The 19,610-nt window shown below is 59.6% G+C and carries 15 protein-coding genes and 2 tRNA genes; 7 read left to right on the top strand and 10 right to left on the bottom strand.

Going from position 1 to position 19,610, the window contains the following annotated elements; all coding sequences use genetic code 11:
• Positions 1 to 67 precede the first annotated feature (67 nt).
• Entirely contained in the window at positions 68 to 457 is a 390-nt protein-coding gene (gene rnpA / locus KF841_09075; GenBank protein MBX3395507.1) for a ribonuclease P protein component, read from the bottom strand.
• A gap of 135 nt (positions 458 to 592) precedes the next feature.
• Here rnpA and KF841_09070 point away from each other — a divergent pair, with 135 nt between their 5' ends.
• On the top strand, positions 593 to 1,759 hold the full coding sequence (locus KF841_09070) for a cystathionine gamma-synthase (GenBank protein ID MBX3395506.1): 1,167 nt from the start codon (positions 593 to 595) through the stop codon (positions 1,757 to 1,759).
• A gap of 62 nt (positions 1,760 to 1,821) precedes the next feature.
• Here KF841_09070 and KF841_09065 read toward each other — a convergent pair whose 3' ends face one another.
• Both KF841_09065 and KF841_09060 read right to left on the bottom strand, forming a co-directional pair.
• Positions 1,822 to 3,063 carry an inositol-3-phosphate synthase gene (locus KF841_09065; GenBank protein MBX3395505.1) on the bottom strand — a complete coding sequence of 414 codons (1,242 nt, stop codon included), beginning with the start codon at positions 3,061 to 3,063 and terminating at the stop codon, positions 1,822 to 1,824.
• A gap of 212 nt (positions 3,064 to 3,275) precedes the next feature.
• Positions 3,276 to 3,348: transfer RNA gene (locus KF841_09060), tRNA-Lys, on the bottom strand.
• A gap of 298 nt (positions 3,349 to 3,646) precedes the next feature.
• On the opposite strand from KF841_09060, the gene KF841_09055 reads away from it, so the two are divergent.
• Positions 3,647 to 3,720: transfer RNA gene (locus KF841_09055), tRNA-Val, on the top strand.
• Between the two features lie 193 nt (positions 3,721 to 3,913).
• On the opposite strand, the gene KF841_09050 is transcribed toward KF841_09055, so the two are convergent.
• Positions 3,914 to 5,050 (bottom strand): PA0069 family radical SAM protein, encoded by a 1,137-nt coding sequence (locus KF841_09050; protein ID MBX3395504.1) that lies wholly within the window; start codon positions 5,048 to 5,050, stop codon positions 3,914 to 3,916.
• A 103-nt stretch (positions 5,051 to 5,153) separates the two neighbouring features.
• On the opposite strand from KF841_09050, the gene KF841_09045 reads away from it, so the two are divergent.
• On the top strand, positions 5,154 to 5,882 hold the full coding sequence (locus KF841_09045; GenBank protein ID MBX3395503.1) for a hypothetical protein: 729 nt from the start codon (positions 5,154 to 5,156) through the stop codon (positions 5,880 to 5,882).
• A gap of 12 nt (positions 5,883 to 5,894) precedes the next feature.
• On the opposite strand, the gene KF841_09040 is transcribed toward KF841_09045, so the two are convergent.
• The 6 genes from KF841_09040 to KF841_09015 all read right to left on the bottom strand — a co-directional run bounded on the left by KF841_09040 (position 5,895) and on the right by KF841_09015 (position 14,148).
• Positions 5,895 to 7,106 carry a redoxin domain-containing protein gene (locus KF841_09040; protein MBX3395502.1) on the bottom strand — a complete coding sequence of 404 codons (1,212 nt, stop codon included), beginning with the start codon at positions 7,104 to 7,106 and terminating at the stop codon, positions 5,895 to 5,897.
• A gap of 31 nt (positions 7,107 to 7,137) precedes the next feature.
• Entirely contained in the window at positions 7,138 to 8,163 is a 1,026-nt protein-coding gene (locus KF841_09035) for a redoxin family protein (GenBank protein ID MBX3395501.1), read from the bottom strand.
• Positions 8,164 to 8,393: 230 nt separating this feature from the next.
• A complete protein-coding gene (locus KF841_09030; protein MBX3395500.1) occupies positions 8,394 to 9,680 on the bottom strand; it encodes a TlpA family protein disulfide reductase in 1,287 nt (428 codons plus the stop codon).
• A gap of 201 nt (positions 9,681 to 9,881) precedes the next feature.
• Entirely contained in the window at positions 9,882 to 10,982 is a 1,101-nt protein-coding gene (ribD, locus tag KF841_09025; GenBank protein MBX3395499.1) for a bifunctional diaminohydroxyphosphoribosylaminopyrimidine deaminase/5-amino-6-(5-phosphoribosylamino)uracil reductase RibD, read from the bottom strand.
• Positions 10,983 to 11,051: 69 nt separating this feature from the next.
• Positions 11,052 to 12,221: a hypothetical protein gene (locus KF841_09020; protein MBX3395498.1), complete on the bottom strand. Its 1,170-nt coding sequence runs from the start codon at positions 12,219 to 12,221 to the stop codon at positions 11,052 to 11,054.
• Positions 12,208 to 14,148 carry a cytochrome b/b6 domain-containing protein gene (locus KF841_09015; protein MBX3395497.1) on the bottom strand — a complete coding sequence of 647 codons (1,941 nt, stop codon included), beginning with the start codon at positions 14,146 to 14,148 and terminating at the stop codon, positions 12,208 to 12,210. The genes KF841_09020 and KF841_09015 overlap by 14 nt, the downstream gene beginning before the upstream one ends.
• 560 nt (positions 14,149 to 14,708) lie before the next feature.
• Between KF841_09015 and KF841_09010 the strand changes: the two genes are divergently transcribed.
• From KF841_09010 to KF841_08995, 4 genes are all read left to right on the top strand, one after another.
• Positions 14,709 to 16,124: a hypothetical protein gene (locus tag KF841_09010; protein MBX3395496.1), complete on the top strand. Its 1,416-nt coding sequence runs from the start codon at positions 14,709 to 14,711 to the stop codon at positions 16,122 to 16,124.
• 336 nt (positions 16,125 to 16,460) lie between these two features.
• Positions 16,461 to 17,216, top strand: a complete 756-nt coding sequence (locus KF841_09005; GenBank protein ID MBX3395495.1) for a PEP-CTERM sorting domain-containing protein — start codon at positions 16,461 to 16,463, stop codon at positions 17,214 to 17,216.
• A 272-nt stretch (positions 17,217 to 17,488) separates the two neighbouring features.
• Positions 17,489 to 18,529 (top strand): aminotransferase class I/II-fold pyridoxal phosphate-dependent enzyme, encoded by a 1,041-nt coding sequence (locus KF841_09000; GenBank protein ID MBX3395494.1) that lies wholly within the window; start codon positions 17,489 to 17,491, stop codon positions 18,527 to 18,529.
• 50 nt (positions 18,530 to 18,579) lie between these two features.
• Positions 18,580 to 19,602, top strand: coding sequence for a MoxR family ATPase (locus KF841_08995; GenBank protein MBX3395493.1), 1,023 nt, complete (start codon positions 18,580 to 18,582; stop codon positions 19,600 to 19,602).
• The last annotated feature ends 8 nt before the right edge of the window (positions 19,603 to 19,610 follow it).

Genomic DNA, 19,610 nt, shown 5'->3' with positions numbered 1-19,610 from the left:
TGTCCCGCTGTGCGTCCGAGAAAATGGAACTCGGCGAAAGGCGGACCGCCACCGCTCCTCCCCTCACTCAGTCAAGCGGCTCAGCCTTCAAGCCGCCGGCGGAACGAGCCTGCCGCTGGACCGCCCGGTCCGCGACTGAAAGCAACGACCGGACGCAGTCCTCGAGCTTTTGAATCGCGCCGGGCCGAGGGATTACGATCAAATCAACTCCTCGCGGCAATTCGTCGTACCGCGCGCGAAACGCCTCACGAAACCAACGCTTGATTCGGTTCCGCACGACCGCCCCTCCACATTTGCGGCCGATCGAGATGCCCATCCGCGTGCGACCCACGTCGTTGCACAGTGCATAGACCACGACGCTGCGATTCGCCGCCGAATGTCGCGCGGAAAATACGCGGGCAAAAGCCTTGCGCCCGCTTAATCGATGTTTCCTCCATTTGTCCAATCCTGCCGCCATGATCCGACATTGTAACGCCACGTTCCGATGACGCCGTGTGCGGAAATCATGCAATCGATCGCCCCGGGCACACTCGCACGAGCCTTCAGCGGCTGATATGATGCAACAACAGGGTTTGACCCGGGAGACTCTCTAATGAAATTCGCGACACGCGCCATTCATGCCGGTCAGGAAGCAGATCCCGCGACCGGCGCCACGATCGTTCCGATCTACCAGACGTCCACCTACACCCAGGACGGCATCGGCCAGCACAAGGGATTCGAGTATTCACGGACGGGCAATCCGACGCGTGCGGCACTCGAGACGTGCCTCGCCTCGCTGGAAGGCGCCGCGCACGGACTGGCCTTTGCCTCCGGCACCGCCGCAGCCGACTGCGTCATGAAGCTGCTGAATCCGGGCGATCATGTGATCTGCGCCGATGACGTCTACGGGGGCACCTATCGCCTCTTTGAACTGGTGCTCAAGCGTTATGGCATCAGCTATTCGTGGGTGGACATGACGCAACTGGACAATGTTCGCCGCGCAATCACGCCGCGAACCCGGATGATCTGGATCGAGACGCCAACCAACCCGCTTCTGAGTCTCGTCGATATCGCCGCGGTCGCGGATGCGGCCAAGAAAGCCGGGGCGATTGTGGTCGTCGATAACACATTCGCGAGCCCCTATTTGCAGCAGCCCCTGGAACTCGGCGCTGACATCGTGGTGCACAGCACGACGAAATACGTCGGTGGTCATTCGGACGTGGTGGGCGGCGCGGTCTGCCTGAACGACGCGAATCACTATTCAACCATCAAATACCATCAGAATGCGGTGGGTGCAGTGCCCGGCGCATTCGATTCATGGCTTGTTCTGCGCGGTGTGAAGACGCTGGCAGTCCGGATGGAAGCGCATTGTAATCATGCGATGCGCGTGGCCGAATTTCTCGCGAATCACCCGGCCGTCGAAAAAGTCATTTACCCCGGCCTTGCATCGCATCCGCAGCATGCGCTCGCACGGCGACAGATGCGCGGTTTCGGCGGAATGGTCTCTTTCGTGATCCGCGGCGGCGAAGCAGCGGCCCGGCAAATCGCCGGTAAGACCCGTCTCTTCGCACTCGCTGAAAGCCTGGGAGGCGTCGAAAGCCTGATCGGCCATCCGGCGACCATGACGCACGCCAGCATTCCGGCTGCCGAGCGCGAGGCCAGAGGAATCACCGGGGGCCTGCTGCGGCTGAGCATCGGCATCGAGGATGCGGAAGACCTGATCGATGACCTCGATCAGGCGTTCTCTCATGTGGCGGGCGCGGCACGCGTGGGTGCGTGAACTGCCTTACGCCGGCCCGACCCCTGAGCCGATGGGCCGACAGGCCGGCCGATCAACCGTGCTTAACGGTGTTTTGTTGACGCCTTGCGCGGTTTCGAAGCCAGGTCAGCCTTCACATAGTCGTGCAATAGGTGCATCTGCCGCGAAAAATCGTGCTCTGTCGAGCCCATCGGCGATTTGAAGAAGCAGGCAAGATGTGCCATGATTCCGGCACGGCCCTTTCGAGCATGATACTCGGCCAGACGAGCCAGATCGATCACGAGCGGCGCGGCGAGAATCGAATCGCACCCCTGCCAGATGAATTGCAGGATCATCTTCACGCCGAGAAAGCCGCGGAAATGAACATGATCCCACGCCGTTTTCCAATCATGCAGAGACTCGACATATTCGATCGTCGTGCGCGTCCGCGGCGATCCGCCGACGATTGATCCGATGACGCTGTCTTTCTTTCGCAGCTTGGAGGCCTTGTTGGCGGCCGAATCCAGAACCGCGCCATCGCCATTTCCCAGGATGTTGTGCCCCACCCAACTCGCGATTTCGAAATGACGATCTCGAAACATCGGTGCCAGCACCGACTTGAGCAGCGTCTCACCGGTCTTGCCGTCACTCCCGATGATTCCCACGCCGCGCGCGGCCGCCAATTCGATGATTCCGGGCACATCGCACCCCAGCGACGGCGTGAACCCGACGAACGGCATGCCTTCCTCTATCGCGGCGACGGCATAAAGGCTGCTCGCCGGCAGTGGACTCTCAACACCGGACAGCGCTTTGTTAAGGCTGGACCAGCGCGAATGCACGCGCTTCAATGGGAACGGCGGTTCAGTCGATGCGACATGCACCACGACCACCCGATCAAGCCGGTTCCGGGTGGCAAATGATCGTAAATCGGCACGCAATGAATCGATTATTGACCGAGCCGAGGACGCGCGGCTCGCACCGGCTCGCGTGGCCAGCCGGCCGATCGCCGAACCTGAGCGTACCACCCGGCCCGTGCGAATCTCCCGGTCGAAACGCCGCAAGTCAGGCCCGACGACTCGAAGCATCTTCGCCGTAAAAACGCCGCTGCGCTCAGCCAGTTCGTTCGCGGCTTCGAAGGCCGTGCGACTACTGATCTCGTGGCCGCCCAGAACAATTCGGTCCAGTGGTGCCAGATCGAGTTGATCTACCGGAGCAGATTCCGTCGCAAGACCGAGGGGAGGAGTAAGTTTCAGTCGCATCGCGGACAGACCGACCGCCACGGTTGCGGCGACATTGCCGGCGGCGCCTACGAGCCAGAGCCCCGTTTTCCCTGACGGATTTCTCAAATGAGTGCGTACCTCATTCGCGGCGATCGGTGCCTTCGTAGCGGAATTGATCGACTGAGCGGGAAAAGAGCGATGAGGGCGGGCATATGAAATCGGTCGGCTGATGCGGACAATCTTAACTGTAAGGGAAGCCTGGCACCCGCCCGCCGCGGACTTAAACGCGGAAAGGCAGTCGGCAAGTATCGAACCAGACGGAGATGGCTCTAGCCGGATGCGCGACCAGGGACTTGAACCCCGAACCCGCTGATTAAGAGTCAGCTGCTCTGCCAATTGAGCTAGTCGCGCGGTCGCGAGCGACGCCCGGGGGCAACACTCGACGAATCATCTATGTTACCGATCGAGCGATAACCGTCAAGCCGCCGCAAGAGGCAACGTACGCATTGAATTCCGCAAGCCGACGCCGGTGGGCATCTGGCGCCGTGCGAGGATCGCCGTTTCATGCGGCTATGGAGATCGCAGAACGGATTCGGCACCCAGTATTCTCGCGAGAAAACTCGCCGGGGCGAACGGACTGGTTGACAGAAGAGCGTCCGCACGGGACACTGCTTGGTCTGTCGATTTGGCCGACGCGATCGGTCTCATCGGGCGTTTAGCTCAGTTGGCTAGAGCGCGTGGTCGACATCCACGAGGTCACAGGTTCGAGTCCTGTAACGCCCATTGACACGTCAACGACACCCATGCAACTCTTGCGAAACCGCGATAAACCTCTTTCGGTTTTGGGGTTCGCGCCTATTTTGAATCGCGCAAAGTAGCAAGGATGCGGCGCCAGTGCCGCAGGAAAAGTGCCGATAGATCGGCATCTTTCGCCCATCTGATCGCGGCGCTGCGGGCTGATGGCGCTGCATTCACTTCAACTGGGCGGTGGTCCCAGGTGATCCGGAAACAGAGGAAGCGACCTGTCATTTCCTCGCGACCGACGCGGCCGGCCTCTTCGACCCGGCTCGTTTCCGGAACCGCGCGATTTAGTCTGGGCTTGCTTTGGGCGATCTCCAGGCAATGCGAGGCCGTACTTCTCCGCAGAAACGCGAAACAGGCGCTCAATACTCTCCCAATAGACGCCTCGGCCGCTCATTCGATCGCCGAACGCCGGGTCATTCAACTGGCCCGAACGCATTTCCCGAATCCTCGACTCGATTCGATCGGCCCGCTGCGGTAACGACTCGCGAATCCGATCAAGGAAAACCGGAGCAACATTCCGCGCCAAACGCAAGGACGTGTAGGCAGCGGAGGCAGCCCCCGACCGAGCCGCAGCCTCCAGGATTTGTGGAACCTGCGTGTCATTCAGGCCCGGAATGATCGGCGCGACCATAACGCCAACGGGGATTCCCGCTTCGCGCAACCTTGCCATGACCTCAAAACGCTTTGAAGGCGGCGGAGCCTGCGGTTCGATGAGTCTTGCCATTCGATCGTCCGCGAAGGCAACGCTCTGATACAGCCTTGCACCGGCTTGGCGCTGCAATTCCACCAGGAGTTCGAGATCTCGGAGGACGAGACATCCTTTCGTCACGATCGATACGGGATTTCGAAACTCGAGACAGACCTCCAGGCAGCGGCGTGTGAGTCGATAGACCGCCTCGATCGGCTGGTAGCAATCCGTGACGCCGGAGAAACAGATGGATTCGCGTGACCAGCCGCGCTTCGAAAAGGCCGCCCGGAGCAAATCCGGCGCATTTATTTTGGCGACAAGCCGCGTGTCGAAGTCGGTCCCGGCCCCCATGCCCAGATACTCATGCGTGGTCCGAGCGTAGCAGTATGCGCAGGCATGCTGGCAGCCGCGATAGGGATTGAGCGACCAGCGGAACGGGATGTCCGGGCTGTCATTTTCCGAGAGAATCGATTTGGCCGACTCCTCGTACACTTCCAGTTCCGCGGCTGGCGGAGGCTCCAGCCATTCACGCGATTCGCTCAAATAAGGATTCCGTGGATTGTTGACTCGTCGGAGCATCGGCAGCGGATCATATTCGGATTTTGTTAGGATGTCAATCATTTCGGGAATCAGGCAGTTCGGTTGCGTGCCCTCCCCGCGGTACACTATGCCTGGCGCGCGATGCAAAAAGGTCTGCGGCACCCCTCGCTCGAAACGACAGCTTATGAAGATCGCAGGCTATGACACCATCGAATATCCGATACCCATCGCCGGACGAACATTTCGACTGCTCGGTCCGCGCGATCCGTGGTCGCTGTTCACCGAGCCTGGCAACGTGAAGCGAAACCGCGCGGACGGCTACTCGCCTTATTGGTCCACACCGTGGCCCGGCGCGGTCATGCTTGCGGAGTATGTCATTGCACATCATCCGGCAGACGAGGAGCCGATCCTGGAGCTGGGTGCGGGGCTGGGACTGGCCGGGCTGGCGCTATCGGCGTTCGGCCATCGGGTGGTGATTACGGACTACGATCGCGACGCGCTGCAATTCGTTCAGGCCAGCGCGGACCTTAACGACATCGAACTATTCGAGGTTCGGCCTGTCGACTGGCGAAAGCCCCCGCCTGCGGTCTTTCGGATGATCCTCGGCGCGGACGTCTTGTACGAGAAGGATCATCAGATCGGCGTGCTGGGTTTGCTCCGGTCGTGCCTTCATCACCGGGGCGCTGCGATCCTCGCGGATCAGAACCGCGCGATCGCGGATGACGTCATTGAATCGGCGCGCGGCTTCGGATTCTCGACGGAAATCACCCCAGTGAAATGCCGCGCGATTCAACGCCCGGATGAGATTGACGGCCGTATATTGCGCGGAAGAATTTTCACCTGTCGGCGATCGGATTATTCGGGGGGATCGCGGGGGCAGCCCAGTGAGGAGTCACGACCCCCGCTTCACTGATCGACCGGCGAATCACTTTCCGTGTTGCTCCAGCGCGCCTTCGATCACTTTCGCGAGGTCGGCAAGCTGATTGGCGCCGGTAGCTCCGAAAATGATTTTTCCGTCGGCATCGATTACGTAATAGGTCGGCAGCCCGGAGACCTTGTAACTCTCTGCAATCTTGTCGCCTCGAACGACCGCATCAAAGCTGAGTTTCCTCGCCTTGAGGAACGCGAGCGGGTCTCCATTGGGATCCCAGCAGTGCACCGCGATGAACTTCACCGGCTTATCCGTGCAGGCATCTCGCACCTTCTGAACCGCAGGCATCGATTGCTTGCAGAAGTCGCACCAGGTCGCCCAGAAACTCATTACGACAACCTGCCCGCGAAGATCCGACAACTTGAGCATCCGGCCGTCGGACGTGGGTAGCTCCCAATTCGGAGCCTGGGTTCCTCGTGCGAGCAAATCGCGATTCAGACTTTGTGAGAGTTGCCGCTTGGTGAAATTCTCGGGGCAAGCGGGCCGAAAATCACAACTGCGGATCTCAGGGCGCGTATTCAAATTGGAGATAGACAGGGTACGAACACCCGTGATCATCCCGAGCGGAAAAACCCGATCAACACGCCGCGGCAAGTGGTCGTTCGCCCCGAAGTACCAGCGGGCCTCCAGCCCCATCTGCCTGTACTTTACATAAACGACGTCGCACTTCACTCCGCCGACGTCCTGCTGTCCCTCGTAGGCCTGCCCCAGGCCGCCAATCTCGTCGGCGAAAGGCGTCGGATGAAAGAACTCGAGCATGTAAAGCTGGCGGGCGGTATCGAGCAGGACATCGCCGCTTCGTGCGTCCTGGGTCATCCAATGCTTCTCACCCAGGTCCATGAAAGTGATCACGCGACCATCCGTCGCGACGTCAAGCCGCTTTTCTGGTTCCTTGCCTCCGACGGGGGTCAGCGTCACCGTCGCCCTCATGGCCGGCGTGCGAACGACTTCGTCGCCGAACACCTTCTTCAGAAAGCCGACACGCTCCTCCCGTGCCATGAACCGGCCGGAAATCCGCGGCAAACGGTCCGCGAAGCCGCCTTCGCAGGTGAACTCCGCATCGTATGTGCAGGCCTTGACCGTGCGCGTCGCGGTATCCGCCAGTTTCAGTATCTCAAGTGCCCGCTCGTCCTGAGCCAGCGCCGCCGCGCACGGCGCGCAGACGATGACCAATGACTGGAGCAAGAGGATTTCAATGTGTTTCATGCGCATTGTTGCGTGATCCACCGCTGCCTGATCAGCCGCCCTTCTGCTGCTTCTTGTACTCTTCCAACCGCGCGGTCAACTCACGCTTCATGCGCTCATCCCCGTCGTCACATTTGTCGACGGCTTTCTGCTGGGCCTTGATGGCCTCGTCAATCTTGCCGCTTTCAGCCAGCACGAGGGCGTAGGTATCCAGGACATCCGAGGATTCCTCTTTTGTGATCGTCATTGCCTTTTTCGCGGCGCTCAGTGCGAGTGACAGATCCCGAACGCCTTCGAAATCCCCGTGCTTTGAGATGACCCAGGCGAGGGTATTGAGACCATCAACATCATCCGTGCCGGAGACAAACGCCTTGCCATGCGCCGCGGCGTCGTCAGCCTTCTTGAGCTTGGTCAGGAGCACGTGATACAGCGCGATCTGGTGCTGCACGCTCGTCGGATCGAGCTTCAGATAATCCTCCATTGCAGCCCGGAAATCTTCCCATTTCTCAGCCTCGGCGCTTTCCTGAATTCGTTTGCCGATCGCTTCGAGCTTGTCCTTCCGCTCGATGTAGGCCTTGTCGCCGCAGAGTTCCGCGACCTTCGTGTCCATGCCGTCCATCGGGTGGCCGATCCATGCGATCTTGCCGTCTTTCACGACGAACGCGCAGGGGATGCCGTTTTGGCCGGCGGCCTTCATCCACGCCGCGTTGGTTTTACCCCCATCGTCGATTGCAACACGATAGCGCATCTTGGAGTCGAAGCCGCGCTTGAGAAACTTTTCGACCGTCTCGGATTTCTCGTCGCTCACGCCAATAAACGTGACACCCTTGCTCTTGAAGTGGTCCTGCATCTCCGAGATGTGCGGGATGCCCATGACGCACGGCCCGCACCACGTCGCCCAGAACTCCACAACGGTTACATCACCCGACTTCGCTTTCGTCAGGTCGTATGCTTCGCCCTTGACCCACTGCTTAATGGTTAAGACCGGCGCAGGATCTCCAACCTTGAGACCAGCGGTTGCAGCCTGGATCGGCAGGATTAGAGACATGACGACTGATGGGAACATTACTCGCTTCACTGAAGACTCCTCGAGGTGGTCGAATCGATCCGCCCCAGGTTTGAAAAAACCCGCCGCTCAACTCTGATGCCGGCGGGCGCTCTGACCCACCAAGGGTCTGGAACTGAACCCAGGTTTTATAACGTAAAATCCGGCGCGCGCGTTCCCACGAAGGCGCAATTCTTTGGGATATATGGAAGTAGGTTGCGTCGGGGCCGGGGGAAACGCCATAACCCCGACGAAGGGACCGGTTACTCCCTCAGACCCGTCTCTATCGCGGACTGGATCGCCGCGGCGTCAAACCCCGCCTTGTTCATAATGACGCGGCCATCCTTGCCGATCACAACAAACGTCGGCAGCGCCCTAACGCCGTACAAATTCGCGACGCTGTTGCCGTCCAGCAATTGACCATAAGTGCAGTGTTTTTCCTTAATAACCGCAAGAGGGTCCGCGCCGTTACCCCGCTCCATGCAATTCACACCAAAGACGGCCACCGGACGTCCTCGGTACTTCTCATGAATCTCCTGCACGGAGGGCATGGCCATTCGGCACGGGAAGCACCACGTCGCCCAGAAATCGAGCACCACCACCTTGCCGCGAAGGCTGCCGAGAGTGACGTCTTCGCCGCTGGCGCTTCGGAGCGTCCAGCCTGAAGACTTGACTGCTCCTGCATCACTCGTTGGGGTCTGCGCCGGGCGCGCGGCCGGCTGCTCCGGCTCTGTCGATCGCGAGCCGCTGCCGCCGGACGGAGGCCGGGGAGCGAATCTCGGCATCTGGAATCGGGTATTGCGAAATTCCTCCGGCTTGTCCAGTTGAAACAGTGAATCATCGACGCGCGGATTTCGAACCACGTTCCGGATCGCCAGCACCACCGTCGCATTGAACGCCTGATCATCCGACTTGGCTGCGTCCACAAGAATGGGTCGTTCGATCCGGCGAAGAATTCGATCGCTCTGGGAGATGAACAGCCTGGAGCGCCGACGTCCTGCCTCGTCGTAATGAACTTCCACCACGTCGCAGGGTTCGCCGTCGGACTCGACAACACCGCCATAGATCAAAGCGGCTGCCTGCAATTCGCTTTCGTATGCTGAATTCCCGAGATAGTTGATCGGCAGGATGGACTCGCGTTCGGGGACGCGGCCCTCCGAAGAAATCCCTTTGGCGAAAGTTCGAGCGTTGCGATCAAGCAGGCACGCATTTTGACTGTCGTCAGCGAAAGTGAATCCGGCCGGCTCCTTGAGCTTGGACGTGCGGCGTTCACCGTCGATACGGATGTGCAATCGGCCCGGTGTTTCGCCGAATCGCAGCCGAACACTTCCGGCATAGCCGGTCATCGCACCGGCGAGGCGACCTTCCCCGAACAGCTCCGCCTCGTACGCCAGCGATCGCAGGTCGGAAGCAGCGTCCTGCGCCTTCGCCAGAATCTCGTAGATCGATCGGGGAGCGGCCGGGTCAGCGAAAACCTGTGACGAGAGTGACCCGAGCATCAGGCACATTGCGACCGCGACCTGCCGGGACTTCAAGCATGTAAACATCATTCGGTAAGACCTCCAGCAATACTAAGTCAAAAACAGTTGTGAGACGGTTTGCAGGGTTTTCTGGCGATGCGTGATTCTGAATTCGCAAACAAATACCCCGCCAAATACAATATCGCCAGTCACCACCGCGATTCAGAAGCAAATTCAATCACCGGGAAAACTGGGCGGGATTACTACTTCAACGAGCCTTAACGGGCGCGCTCACTTCGCGAAGTCAAACAGTACTTTATACCACAGGTCGCGCCCGGAATTGCGGCGGCGAATTCGCAGATTTGCGGATGCATCCGCAATTCGAGCGGGACCCAACCCATTCAAAGGTCCCGCAGCCTGAACGCCGCCGATCAGGATCGGAGCCACAAAGATCCACGCCTCGTCCGCCAATCCTTCGTCAACGAATGAACCCAGTACGCGCCCACCGCCCTCCACCATCACGTTCGTGAAGCCGATTGAGTGCAGATCGGCCGCGAGGGCGCGGACATCGAGCAAATCGCCCACCGCGGCGATCTGGCGAAGCGCGCAGCCCGTCTTTTTGAGCGCGTGGACGCGGCGATCAAATGCGCGGGCGTCCCGACTCGGACGCGGCCCGATGGCGATGATCGTGGGTGTAACGGACGCCGTGATCACGACCCGCGCATTCAACGGCGTTCGCGCGTAACGATCGATAACGACGCGCGTCGCGATTCGCCTTGGCTTGACGAAGCGCGCGGTCAATTCCGGATCATCGGCGAGAATCGTTCCAATTCCGACGACGATCGCATCGACGCGGGCACGCAGTGCGTGGGCTCTGCGGCGACTCTCGAGCGACGTGATCCATTTCGAGTCGCCGGTGCGCGTGGCGATCCTCCCGTCAATGGACTGTGCCCATTTCAGAATAAAGTAGGGTCGGTGCGAATGCTGCCGCAGCAGAAACGGCGCGAGCACATCCGAGGCTTCCGACCTGCACAGGCCGGAATCGACCTGAACGCCTGCACGGCGCAGCTTCGCGAAGCCCTTTCCAGATACGAGCGGATTTGGATCCCGCACTGCGGCGACCACCCGCCCGATGCCAGCGGCAATGAGCGCATCGGCACAGGGCGGCGTCTTGCCGAAATGGCTGCACGGTTCGAGCGACACATACGCCGTCGCTCCCCGCGCGGCGGCACCGGCCTGGGCCAGCGCCCTCACCTCCGCATGAGGGCCGCCGAACTGCTGGTGCCAGCCTTCGCCGACGATTTTGCCGCGGCGCACGATGACACAGCCCACCATCGGATTGGGCTCAACGCGCCCCTGGCCGCGCAATGAGAGGCGGATGGCGCGGTGCATAAAACGGATATCGTCCTGATCGCGTTGAGCCATTGCTGATGGGGCGCTCTTCGGCACCGTCTGCGTGATTCAGTTCTGAGAGGGATTGTTCCGATCCGTGGTCTCGCCCGGAGCCTGCGGCTCGCTTCGAGGCGACAGAAACTCCGGCATTTTGAATGGCGTTCCTTTGTTGATGTTCTCGATCATCTGCGCCACGATCGGATGATACAGCGCCGCGGCCCGCGCTGCAGGATATCCGGCCGCACGAAAGTCGATCAGCGAGCCTTCCACGCGATGACAGTCCGAACAGGTCAATGGCTCCGGCCGCTTCAAAGGATGGATCTGCTTGAGCAGATTGCTTCGCTCAGGTTCGCGGATGGCGTCTCGACGACGGAGGAAGCTCTCAACAAACCGATCAGTCTGAGGATGTCCCAGAAGCAGTCCGTCGCCGGACGGCGACCTGACGGCCAGCTTGGTGCCGTATTCTCCCCGAAAGTGTTTTGGCAAGGTCTCGCGCACCGCAATCAATAGTTGGGCAAAGGCCTTGCTGCCCGGCCGAACCGCGCGCACATGATCTGCCAATTCGCCGAGCGCCGAAGGATGATTTGCCTCTTTGGCCGCCGCTGCAAGAAGATTCGCCAGTTCTCCCTGAAACGCGGGATCGGGCGATTCGACGCGTGCCGCGTGCTCCGGGGAAGTCAACAGCCCGTATGCTTGAAGGATCGCCGGCGCCCCACGCAGCTGACCCGTGTCCAGCGCATACCAGCCGACCGAAACCGGCGTCTCGCGATTGTCAAAATGACAGACGCCGCAGTGAATACTGGTCGCGTGCATGTTCAGAAACGCGCGAACTTCCTTTCGTTTGGTGTGTGGCAACGGTGCATGACAGCCCGAGCGCGTACAGTCGTTCTTCGGATCCGGTTCGAACCACACGTCGAGCCGGTGATAGTGTGACAACGGCGTTCGCGGCACCTCCGACATTTCCAGCGCCGGAAAAGCGGTTCGATCGGTACGAAGCATCGATTCGTTCAGGCGCGTCGGAAGCCCGGCAATCTGCGACGGCACCGAAGACGGCACGAGCAGGGAAACCACGAGGTATCGCACCGAGCGGTAGGTAAGCCAGCAGACGAGTAGCAGTATCGCGAGCGAATAGGCGCGAGGCAGGAGGGACAGAACCACTCTCCAGCCACGCCGAATCATCGCGGCCAGCCGCAGCATCTTCGCCCTGAGCGAGACCTTTTGTTTCTTAGGCGCCGCCATTCTGACCCTCCACGCCAAGATCACGGGCGATTTCGTCAATCATCTCGCCATGCTCCTCTTCGAGCTTGGCGATCGGTGTTTCGCCGGTGATGGTGGCAAGCGAGAGCGGGAACACCTTCGGGGCCAGAATCACGTTGTAGATGTGAAGAATGCCGACATGGATCAACGCAAGAAACGCCTCATAGGTGTGAGCAATGGTTGCAATATTGCTCGCGCGGCCGGAGAGAAATCGCGAACTGTACTGCTCGCCCCAGAGCAGCGCGCCGGTCACACCGAGCAGCATTGTTCCCCAGAAGACGCCCAGATACTCAAACTTCTCCGGCGGGCTGAAGCGGCCGAAGGTGGGTCGATCCTTTCGGAGAAACAGCAGATAGGCAAAGAGCTGGATTGTCTTCCTGACATCGTTGATCGAAATCCAGAGCGGCATGGAAACCCACGCCTCGAGATATCGACCCCGTCCCGTCGCCGGCGGGATGGATTTCGCCCTCAGCAGGAAGACAATAAAGACGTCCACCATGTGAAGCATGAATCCGCCGACCAGAAGAATGCCCGACCAATGGTGCAACTGTCGTGCAATCGACAACCCGCCGAACATGCCGATCAACGCCGACGCCCACGCCGTCTCGGCAAACTTGAGCGGAAAGCCGGTGAGCACCAGCAGCGTGAAGAGGATCGTCAGGATCCAGTGTGACACGCGGTGCCGGATCTTGAACCGTGTCAGGCGCTCTCGCCCTTCGGGGTGGTTGAGAATCGCCAGCACGAGGCCCTTTTTCTTCGTATCGTGGTGCTCTTCTCGACCCAGAACGTTATGAATGAGTTCGAGCACGACGATCATGGCGGACGGCCCGAACGTCAGCACCGTCAGCACAATGAAAATCGCGGCAATGATGAACTCAATCGACCCATGCGCCTTTGGTAGATCAAGATGCACCGCGGCATCGGCAATTCGCTGGTCGGCGCCCGGATGACAGGCCGTGCTTCGACACGTATCGCCGACGTTGACCGAACTCACCGAAGAGAGCGGGTCTCGATGGCCGAGCATGAAATGGGCGTTTTCGCCGGCCTTTACATGGCATGACAGGCAGTTCGCCGTGGTCTGATCGCCGAGGAGTGCGGCCTTTCCATGGAAGCTGCGAACAAAGCTGGTGACCGAATCCGGCAGGTTGTAGTCCTGCTGAATCTTCGGATCGCTATGGCAGACCGAGCAGACCTGTGCGGTCTCAAGTGTGTTGCGGGCCGGCTCGAACCGCGATGCGATATGTCGCAGGTAATACTGGATGTCGATCGGCACGGTCTCGGAGTGGCACACATCGCATCGATCAAACGCGCGATTGGTCAGCTCGCGAAAGCGCGGCATGACTTCGATCGGCTCACGAAACAGCGGCTCGTCGTGACAATACAAACAATTCGTCTGTCCGCGATTCAGGAGTGGACCGCCCTCAAACTCAAGCTTTCCGAGAAGTTCCGGCGTGTGGGCACTCTGCTTGAGCATCTCGCTGACGTTGGCATGACTGAACGTTCGTTCAAGTCCGGTGGAACTGCCGAGGTGACACTGCCGAGTGCAATCGACTTTGGATACGGTCTGATGCGGGACCGTGACGACCTCTGATCTTGTATGGCAATCGGTGCAAGCAAGACGCGAATGCGGGCCAAGCCGACGTGTCGTGTAATCGGGATTTGTGAAATAGATGTGAACCTGATTCGCGGCTTCGTCGAAGCGTCCCAGTCCGCGAAACTGGTGGCACATCAGGCAGTTGTCCGGATCGTCGGCGAGCACCGGGGCGGGCCAGATCGCAATCGATGAGGCTGCCCCCGCAAGTCCGATGATGATAACCAGTGCAATTCTCCGCACACCTGTCCGCAAAGGAGCGGAATTTCGCGTCATCCGCGCGGCGGGAATACCGAACTGATCTGGTACTGATTTCACGGCAGCTGGAGCAATCCTTTTCTGAGTACCGAATTCGTGCTCGTCCGCACACGATACCGCATCGCGAGCAGACCGACGAGTCGATCGCAACCTGCGTGCCCGTCCATGCCAACGCCCATCAAACGATGCCACACTGCCGGAGGCAAGCCGTTGTCATACACATTTCAACCGCATCGATCGTGAAATGGAAGCCACAAGTTTATTGGGGAACTTTCCTCATCTTGCAGAATCTTCCTCGGTTCCGGATCAATGGCGTCGCGAACGCGGCACACCTCTCAACGTATGGGCTCGCCACAATCGGAGCATGCCGGAAATTTATGGCAAAGTACTGCATGATTCTGTTGATTTTGGTCCATTATTTGCTAGCCTACCCGCTAGTGATTTGCGGCGGCATCGTGCATCGACGTCACAGGTACGGACACCTCGGCGGCACCGCGCTGAGCCACTCAACGGGCTTCGCGCCAACCGGATAGCGATGGAAGGTGTCATGTTCTTGTCACGTCCTGCCGGACGCCGAATGAAAAAGGTCCACGTCATCATTTCTTTAGGAGAGCCGCGGTATGTCCCATCAATTGGCCCGACTCACAAACAGCCGAATTGCGTTCCTAGGAGGTTTCGGACTCCTCGTCCTGAGCCTCGGCCAGACGGGCATGGAATGTCCGTTTCTTATCCAACCGCCGACCAGCCAACCAACGACCGGCAACAGCGGAATCACTGGTCAGTTCGTCGGGTCCACGCGGTGTTCCCAGTGCCATTCAAGTGTCCACTCAAACTGGAGCCAGACGCTGCATGCCGGCGCATTGGAAACGCTGGAAGCGATCGGGCAGGGTGAGAATTCTCAATGCCTGCCCTGCCACGTCGTCGGATACAAATCCGCCGACGGATTCGCCAGTCGCGCGACGACCAATGACCTTGCCGGCGTCGGCTGCGAGGCCTGCCACGGTCCGGGCCGCGCCCACGTCGAGAATGTCCAGGACGCATCCCTCCGGCCGCCCAAGAACATCTCGGCCAGCGTCTGCGGCGCTTGCCACACAGGTTCGCACCATCCCAACTTTGATGAATGGAAAGAATCAAAGCACGCACTTGTGAATGAAGAACTGGCGACGCGCTTTGAAGACGGCACGAGCCTGAACAGTTGCGGAAAGTGCCACTCCGGCGATTTCTTCTACAAGGCGATACTCAATAACGAAACCGTCGCCGATGACGCCCTGCTGGGTGTGCCCCGCTCACAGCAGACCGGCATCACCTGCGCAATCTGCCACGATCCGCACATGCGGACCGGTAATGCGCCCGATCCGGGTGATGGCCGCGACTTCCAGCTTCGTTTCCCCGAGGTCGCTTTCCCGACGCCCACCAATACTATCGACGCGACCACCAATGCAGCTCGGTTCAATATCTGCGGCCAGTGCCATCATGGCCGAGGACGCACTTGGGCGGACAATTCCCGCGGCCCGCACCACAGCGTTCAGGCAAACGTGTACACCGGCGAAATGGCCATGCCCGACTCCGATGGCATCGTGACGCCACTGGCACCCAGTCGCCTCGCGAAGCACTATGAGGCACCTGAACAGTGCGCGACGTGCCACATGTACCGCAAGGATTTCGAAGATGCGAACGCACCGGCGATTGCAGGACACAGTTTCGCCGTCAGCTTCGAAGGCTGCGTCGCGTCCGGGTGCCACACAACGGCAGAGAGTATCGAGAATCGCGCCAGCACCTACCGTGCCGAGATCCAGGCCCGGCTTGACGCCCTCGTCGATCGCATGGAGGCGGTCTATCCAAACAACGGCTGGAATTACACTTCCGAAGGCGGACCGGCTGGCGGCGGACAGAACGCAATCCCGGAGGCCGTACGAAAGGTGCGATTCATCCACGCCTACATCGTCGGCGACGGCAGCCTGGGTATTCACAACCCACCGTACGTCGAAGGTATGTTGGATGTCGCCGAAAGCCTGCTCGATGGCGAGGGACTGTAGATCTAACTTTCTGATCGGGATTCGAAAGTCGAAAAACGCCTGATCGGAAATCACGATAGGATCTGAAATTCTGTGGCGAGGCCCTGAGTCAAATGACGCGGGGCCTCGTCTTATTTTGGAATGACCTCATGCGATCCTGCCTCGAATAGGTGGTTGCCGAACCGAAACAAAATAACAGATTTTTTTCTTGAACTGCGTTCGACGGCTATTAGGATTCGTCCCATATTCAGGGTTGGCGACAGGCACCGCCCTGAATATCCGGATGGGAATGCCGGACAACGCGGTCGCAGCTATGCGGAAAGCCGCCGATTGTCCACCACGGAGGAGGAGAGGGAAATGGGACGAATCGCAGGATGCCGCGCGCTCGCGGCATTATCCGCCGTATTTCTCGCTGGTTTGTCACCTCAATTCGCAAGTGCTTCCATCATCTCGTCGGCACAGATCCGCGAAGTTTCCGTCGATGCCACGATCAACACCGAGTCCTTCGCCAACCAGAGCGATTTTGACAGCGCGTCGGATTTCCTGCCGTTCAATTCGAGCGTCCAGGCGACTCCGACTCTTCTGCCGGAAAGCGCGAGCGCGCTCGCCACTCAGGCTTCGTCCATGGATACCCTCGAAATCCACGTGGCCGGCCAGACGAGCGCGTCGATTCAGCCCGTGAATTTCGTCATCGGCGACGCCCAGTCGTCGTCAAGTTTTCAATACGTATTCACCATCGATGAAGCCGGAATCTATTCATTCGACGCCGCGGTTTTCACCCAGGGCGAAGGTCTCTACTCTTCCTCCGCTGGACTGGACTTCGTCAACAAGGACACGAACACCTACCTGGCAAGCCTCAACGTTTTCGGTACCAGCGCGCAGTCCGTCCCGGCAACCTTGTTGGAATTGGAGCCGGGGGAGTATGCCATTTACGGCTATGCACTTTCAGAGATCCTTGTCTCTGGCGAACACAATCCGAACGGCTCTTCCTCGACCGCATCGTTCGAGGCCAATCTTGTCTTCGTCGTGCCGGAGCCGGGCGCACTCACGCTGCTTGCAGCCGGCCTGATGATGACAAGCGTACGTCGCAATCGACGCCGCAACACTCGCTGATTCATCGCCTTCGGACTCAGTCCAATTAGCGCTTGACTCCTTTTCGGAGGGGAAAGAAACGCGATCGCTCAATGCGGTCGCGTTTGTTTTTACGCCATTGGACAGTACGCCCACCCATTCAGACCGCGCCGACCTAAAAGGGTGCTCACCTGCCGCGAACCCGCATCAAAGTGCTTTTCCGATCGGACGGATGGGCGTATCATCCTCTGTGACTAATTCCGCACTACAAGGGGGCGTTGGCCGGAGTAGTCGCAACGGACCGGGATGCTTGAATGAACCGATTTCCAGTCGACTTGTCGAGCGACACGCAAACGCGTCCATCGCCGGGCATGCGCCGGGCCATTGCCGAGGCGGACGTGGGAGACGAACAGAAGCGCGAAGATCCTTGCGTGAATCGCCTTCAGGAAATGGTGGCGGAACTGACAGGCAAGGAGGCGGCCCTGCTGTTGCCAACCGGAACCATGTGCAATCTGATCGCACATCTGATCCATTGTCGCCCCGGCGATGAAATCATAATCGAAGCGTCGTATCACCCTGTGAATTTTGAGGGCGGCGGGCCGGCCGTGCATAGCCGGGCGTCGCTGCGCCTCATCGATAGCGAGAGCGGCATCTACACGCCGGAACAGGTTGAGTCGGCGATACGCCCGAATGATCCACACTTTCCGCGAAGCCGGCTCGTCTGCGTCGAGAACACCTGCAATCTGCGCGGAGGCCGTGTCTGGCCGTTAACGGCGGTTCGGGCGGTTGCAGCCTGCGCGAGAAAGCACGGCTTGATGCTGCATCTGGATGGCGCGCGGTTGATGAACGCCGTGGTGGCTTCGGGCACGAGCGCACTGGCCTACTGCGAGCACTTCGATTCCTGCTGGATCGACCTGAGCAAGGGCCTCGGATGTCCGATTGGCGGCGTGTTGGCCGGCTCGAAGGCGTTCATCGAAGAGGCGTGGCGATATAAACACACGTTCGGCGGCGCGATGCGGCAGGCCGGCATTATCGCGGCCGCAGGAATTTACGCCCTCGAAAACCATGTCGAACGCCTCGCCGACGATCATGCGAAGGCGAAGCGCTTGGCCGGCGGACTTGCCGAAATTCCCGGGCTTGCGGTGAATGTGGATGCGGTCGAGTCGAATATCGTGATTGTTGATATGGCCGGCACGAAGCGCATGCGTACCGAGCTGTTCGGAAAACTCGCGGAATCTGGTGTGCGATTCAGCCCATTGGTCAATCCGAGTCAGTTTCGCGCGGTGACCCATATGGACATCCCCGAAGATGGACCGGAACGAGCCGTACAGGCCGTGCGAAACGCACTCACCTAGCGCCCCGCCCCCATCGGAACCACAATGCCGGATTGGCGTCGGAGTATCCAATGACACAAGTTCAGATCGATCCTGCAATCCAGAAGGCCACCGACGAATTCCGAGAACGGTTCAAGGCCGTTCGCGAGGAGATCGGCAAAGCCATCGTCGGCCACGAAGACATCATTCACGGCGTGCTGACCTGTCTGTTCACCGGCGGACATGCACTGCTCGAGGGAGTGCCCGGACTTGGCAAGACCTATCTCATCCGAAGCATGTCCGAGGCGCTGAGCCTCCGGTTCTCCCGCATCCAATTCACACCGGACCTTATGCCGGCCGACATCATTGGAACCAACATCATCGTGGAAAATGCCGAGACAGGACGACGCGGATTCGAGTTTCAGCATGGCCCCTTGTTCGCCCAGTTGGTGCTGGCGGACGAGGTGAACCGGGCCACGCCAAAAACGCAATCCGCACTGCTGGAAGCAATGCAGGAAAAAACCGTGACGACCAGCGGCTCTCATTACGAGCTGGAGCAGCCGTTTTTCGTCATGGCCACCCAAAATCCGATCGAACAGGAAGGCACCTATCCCCTGCCGGAGGCACAGCTTGATCGCTTCTTCTTCAAGCTGGTCGTGAAGTACTCCACGCGGGAGCAACTGAGCACGATCCTCGATCGAACGACGACCGGCCACAAGCCCGAGATCAAGGCGGTAATGAGCGCCAGCCAGATCATCGGTGCGCAGCGACTTGTGCAGCGAGTGATCGTCGCGAACCATGTGAAGGATTACGCGATACGACTCGTACTCGCCACGCATCCCCGCGGAGAGTTCGCAACAGAGCAGACCAATCGTTATGTGCGTTGGGGCAGTTCGCCTCGAGGCGCCCAGGCGCTGACACTTGCAGCCAAGGTCAATGCACTACTGGATGGACGGTTCAACGTGAGCTTCGATGACATCAGAAAGAGCGTTTTCCCCGCGTTGAGACATCGCGTGCTTCTGAATTTTGAGGCCCAGGCAGAGGGCATTGAATCCGAAGCGGTATTGCAGGAAATTGTTGATAAAACGCCCACACGCATCGATGCAGCAGCCTGAGCAGGCTC

This window comes from Phycisphaerae bacterium (assembly GCA_019636475.1).
Lineage (GTDB): Bacteria > Planctomycetota > Phycisphaerae > UBA1845 > UTPLA1 > JADJRI01.
The sequence above is the reverse complement of the archived record's forward strand: the minus strand, read 5'-3'. Positions and strand labels throughout refer to the sequence as shown.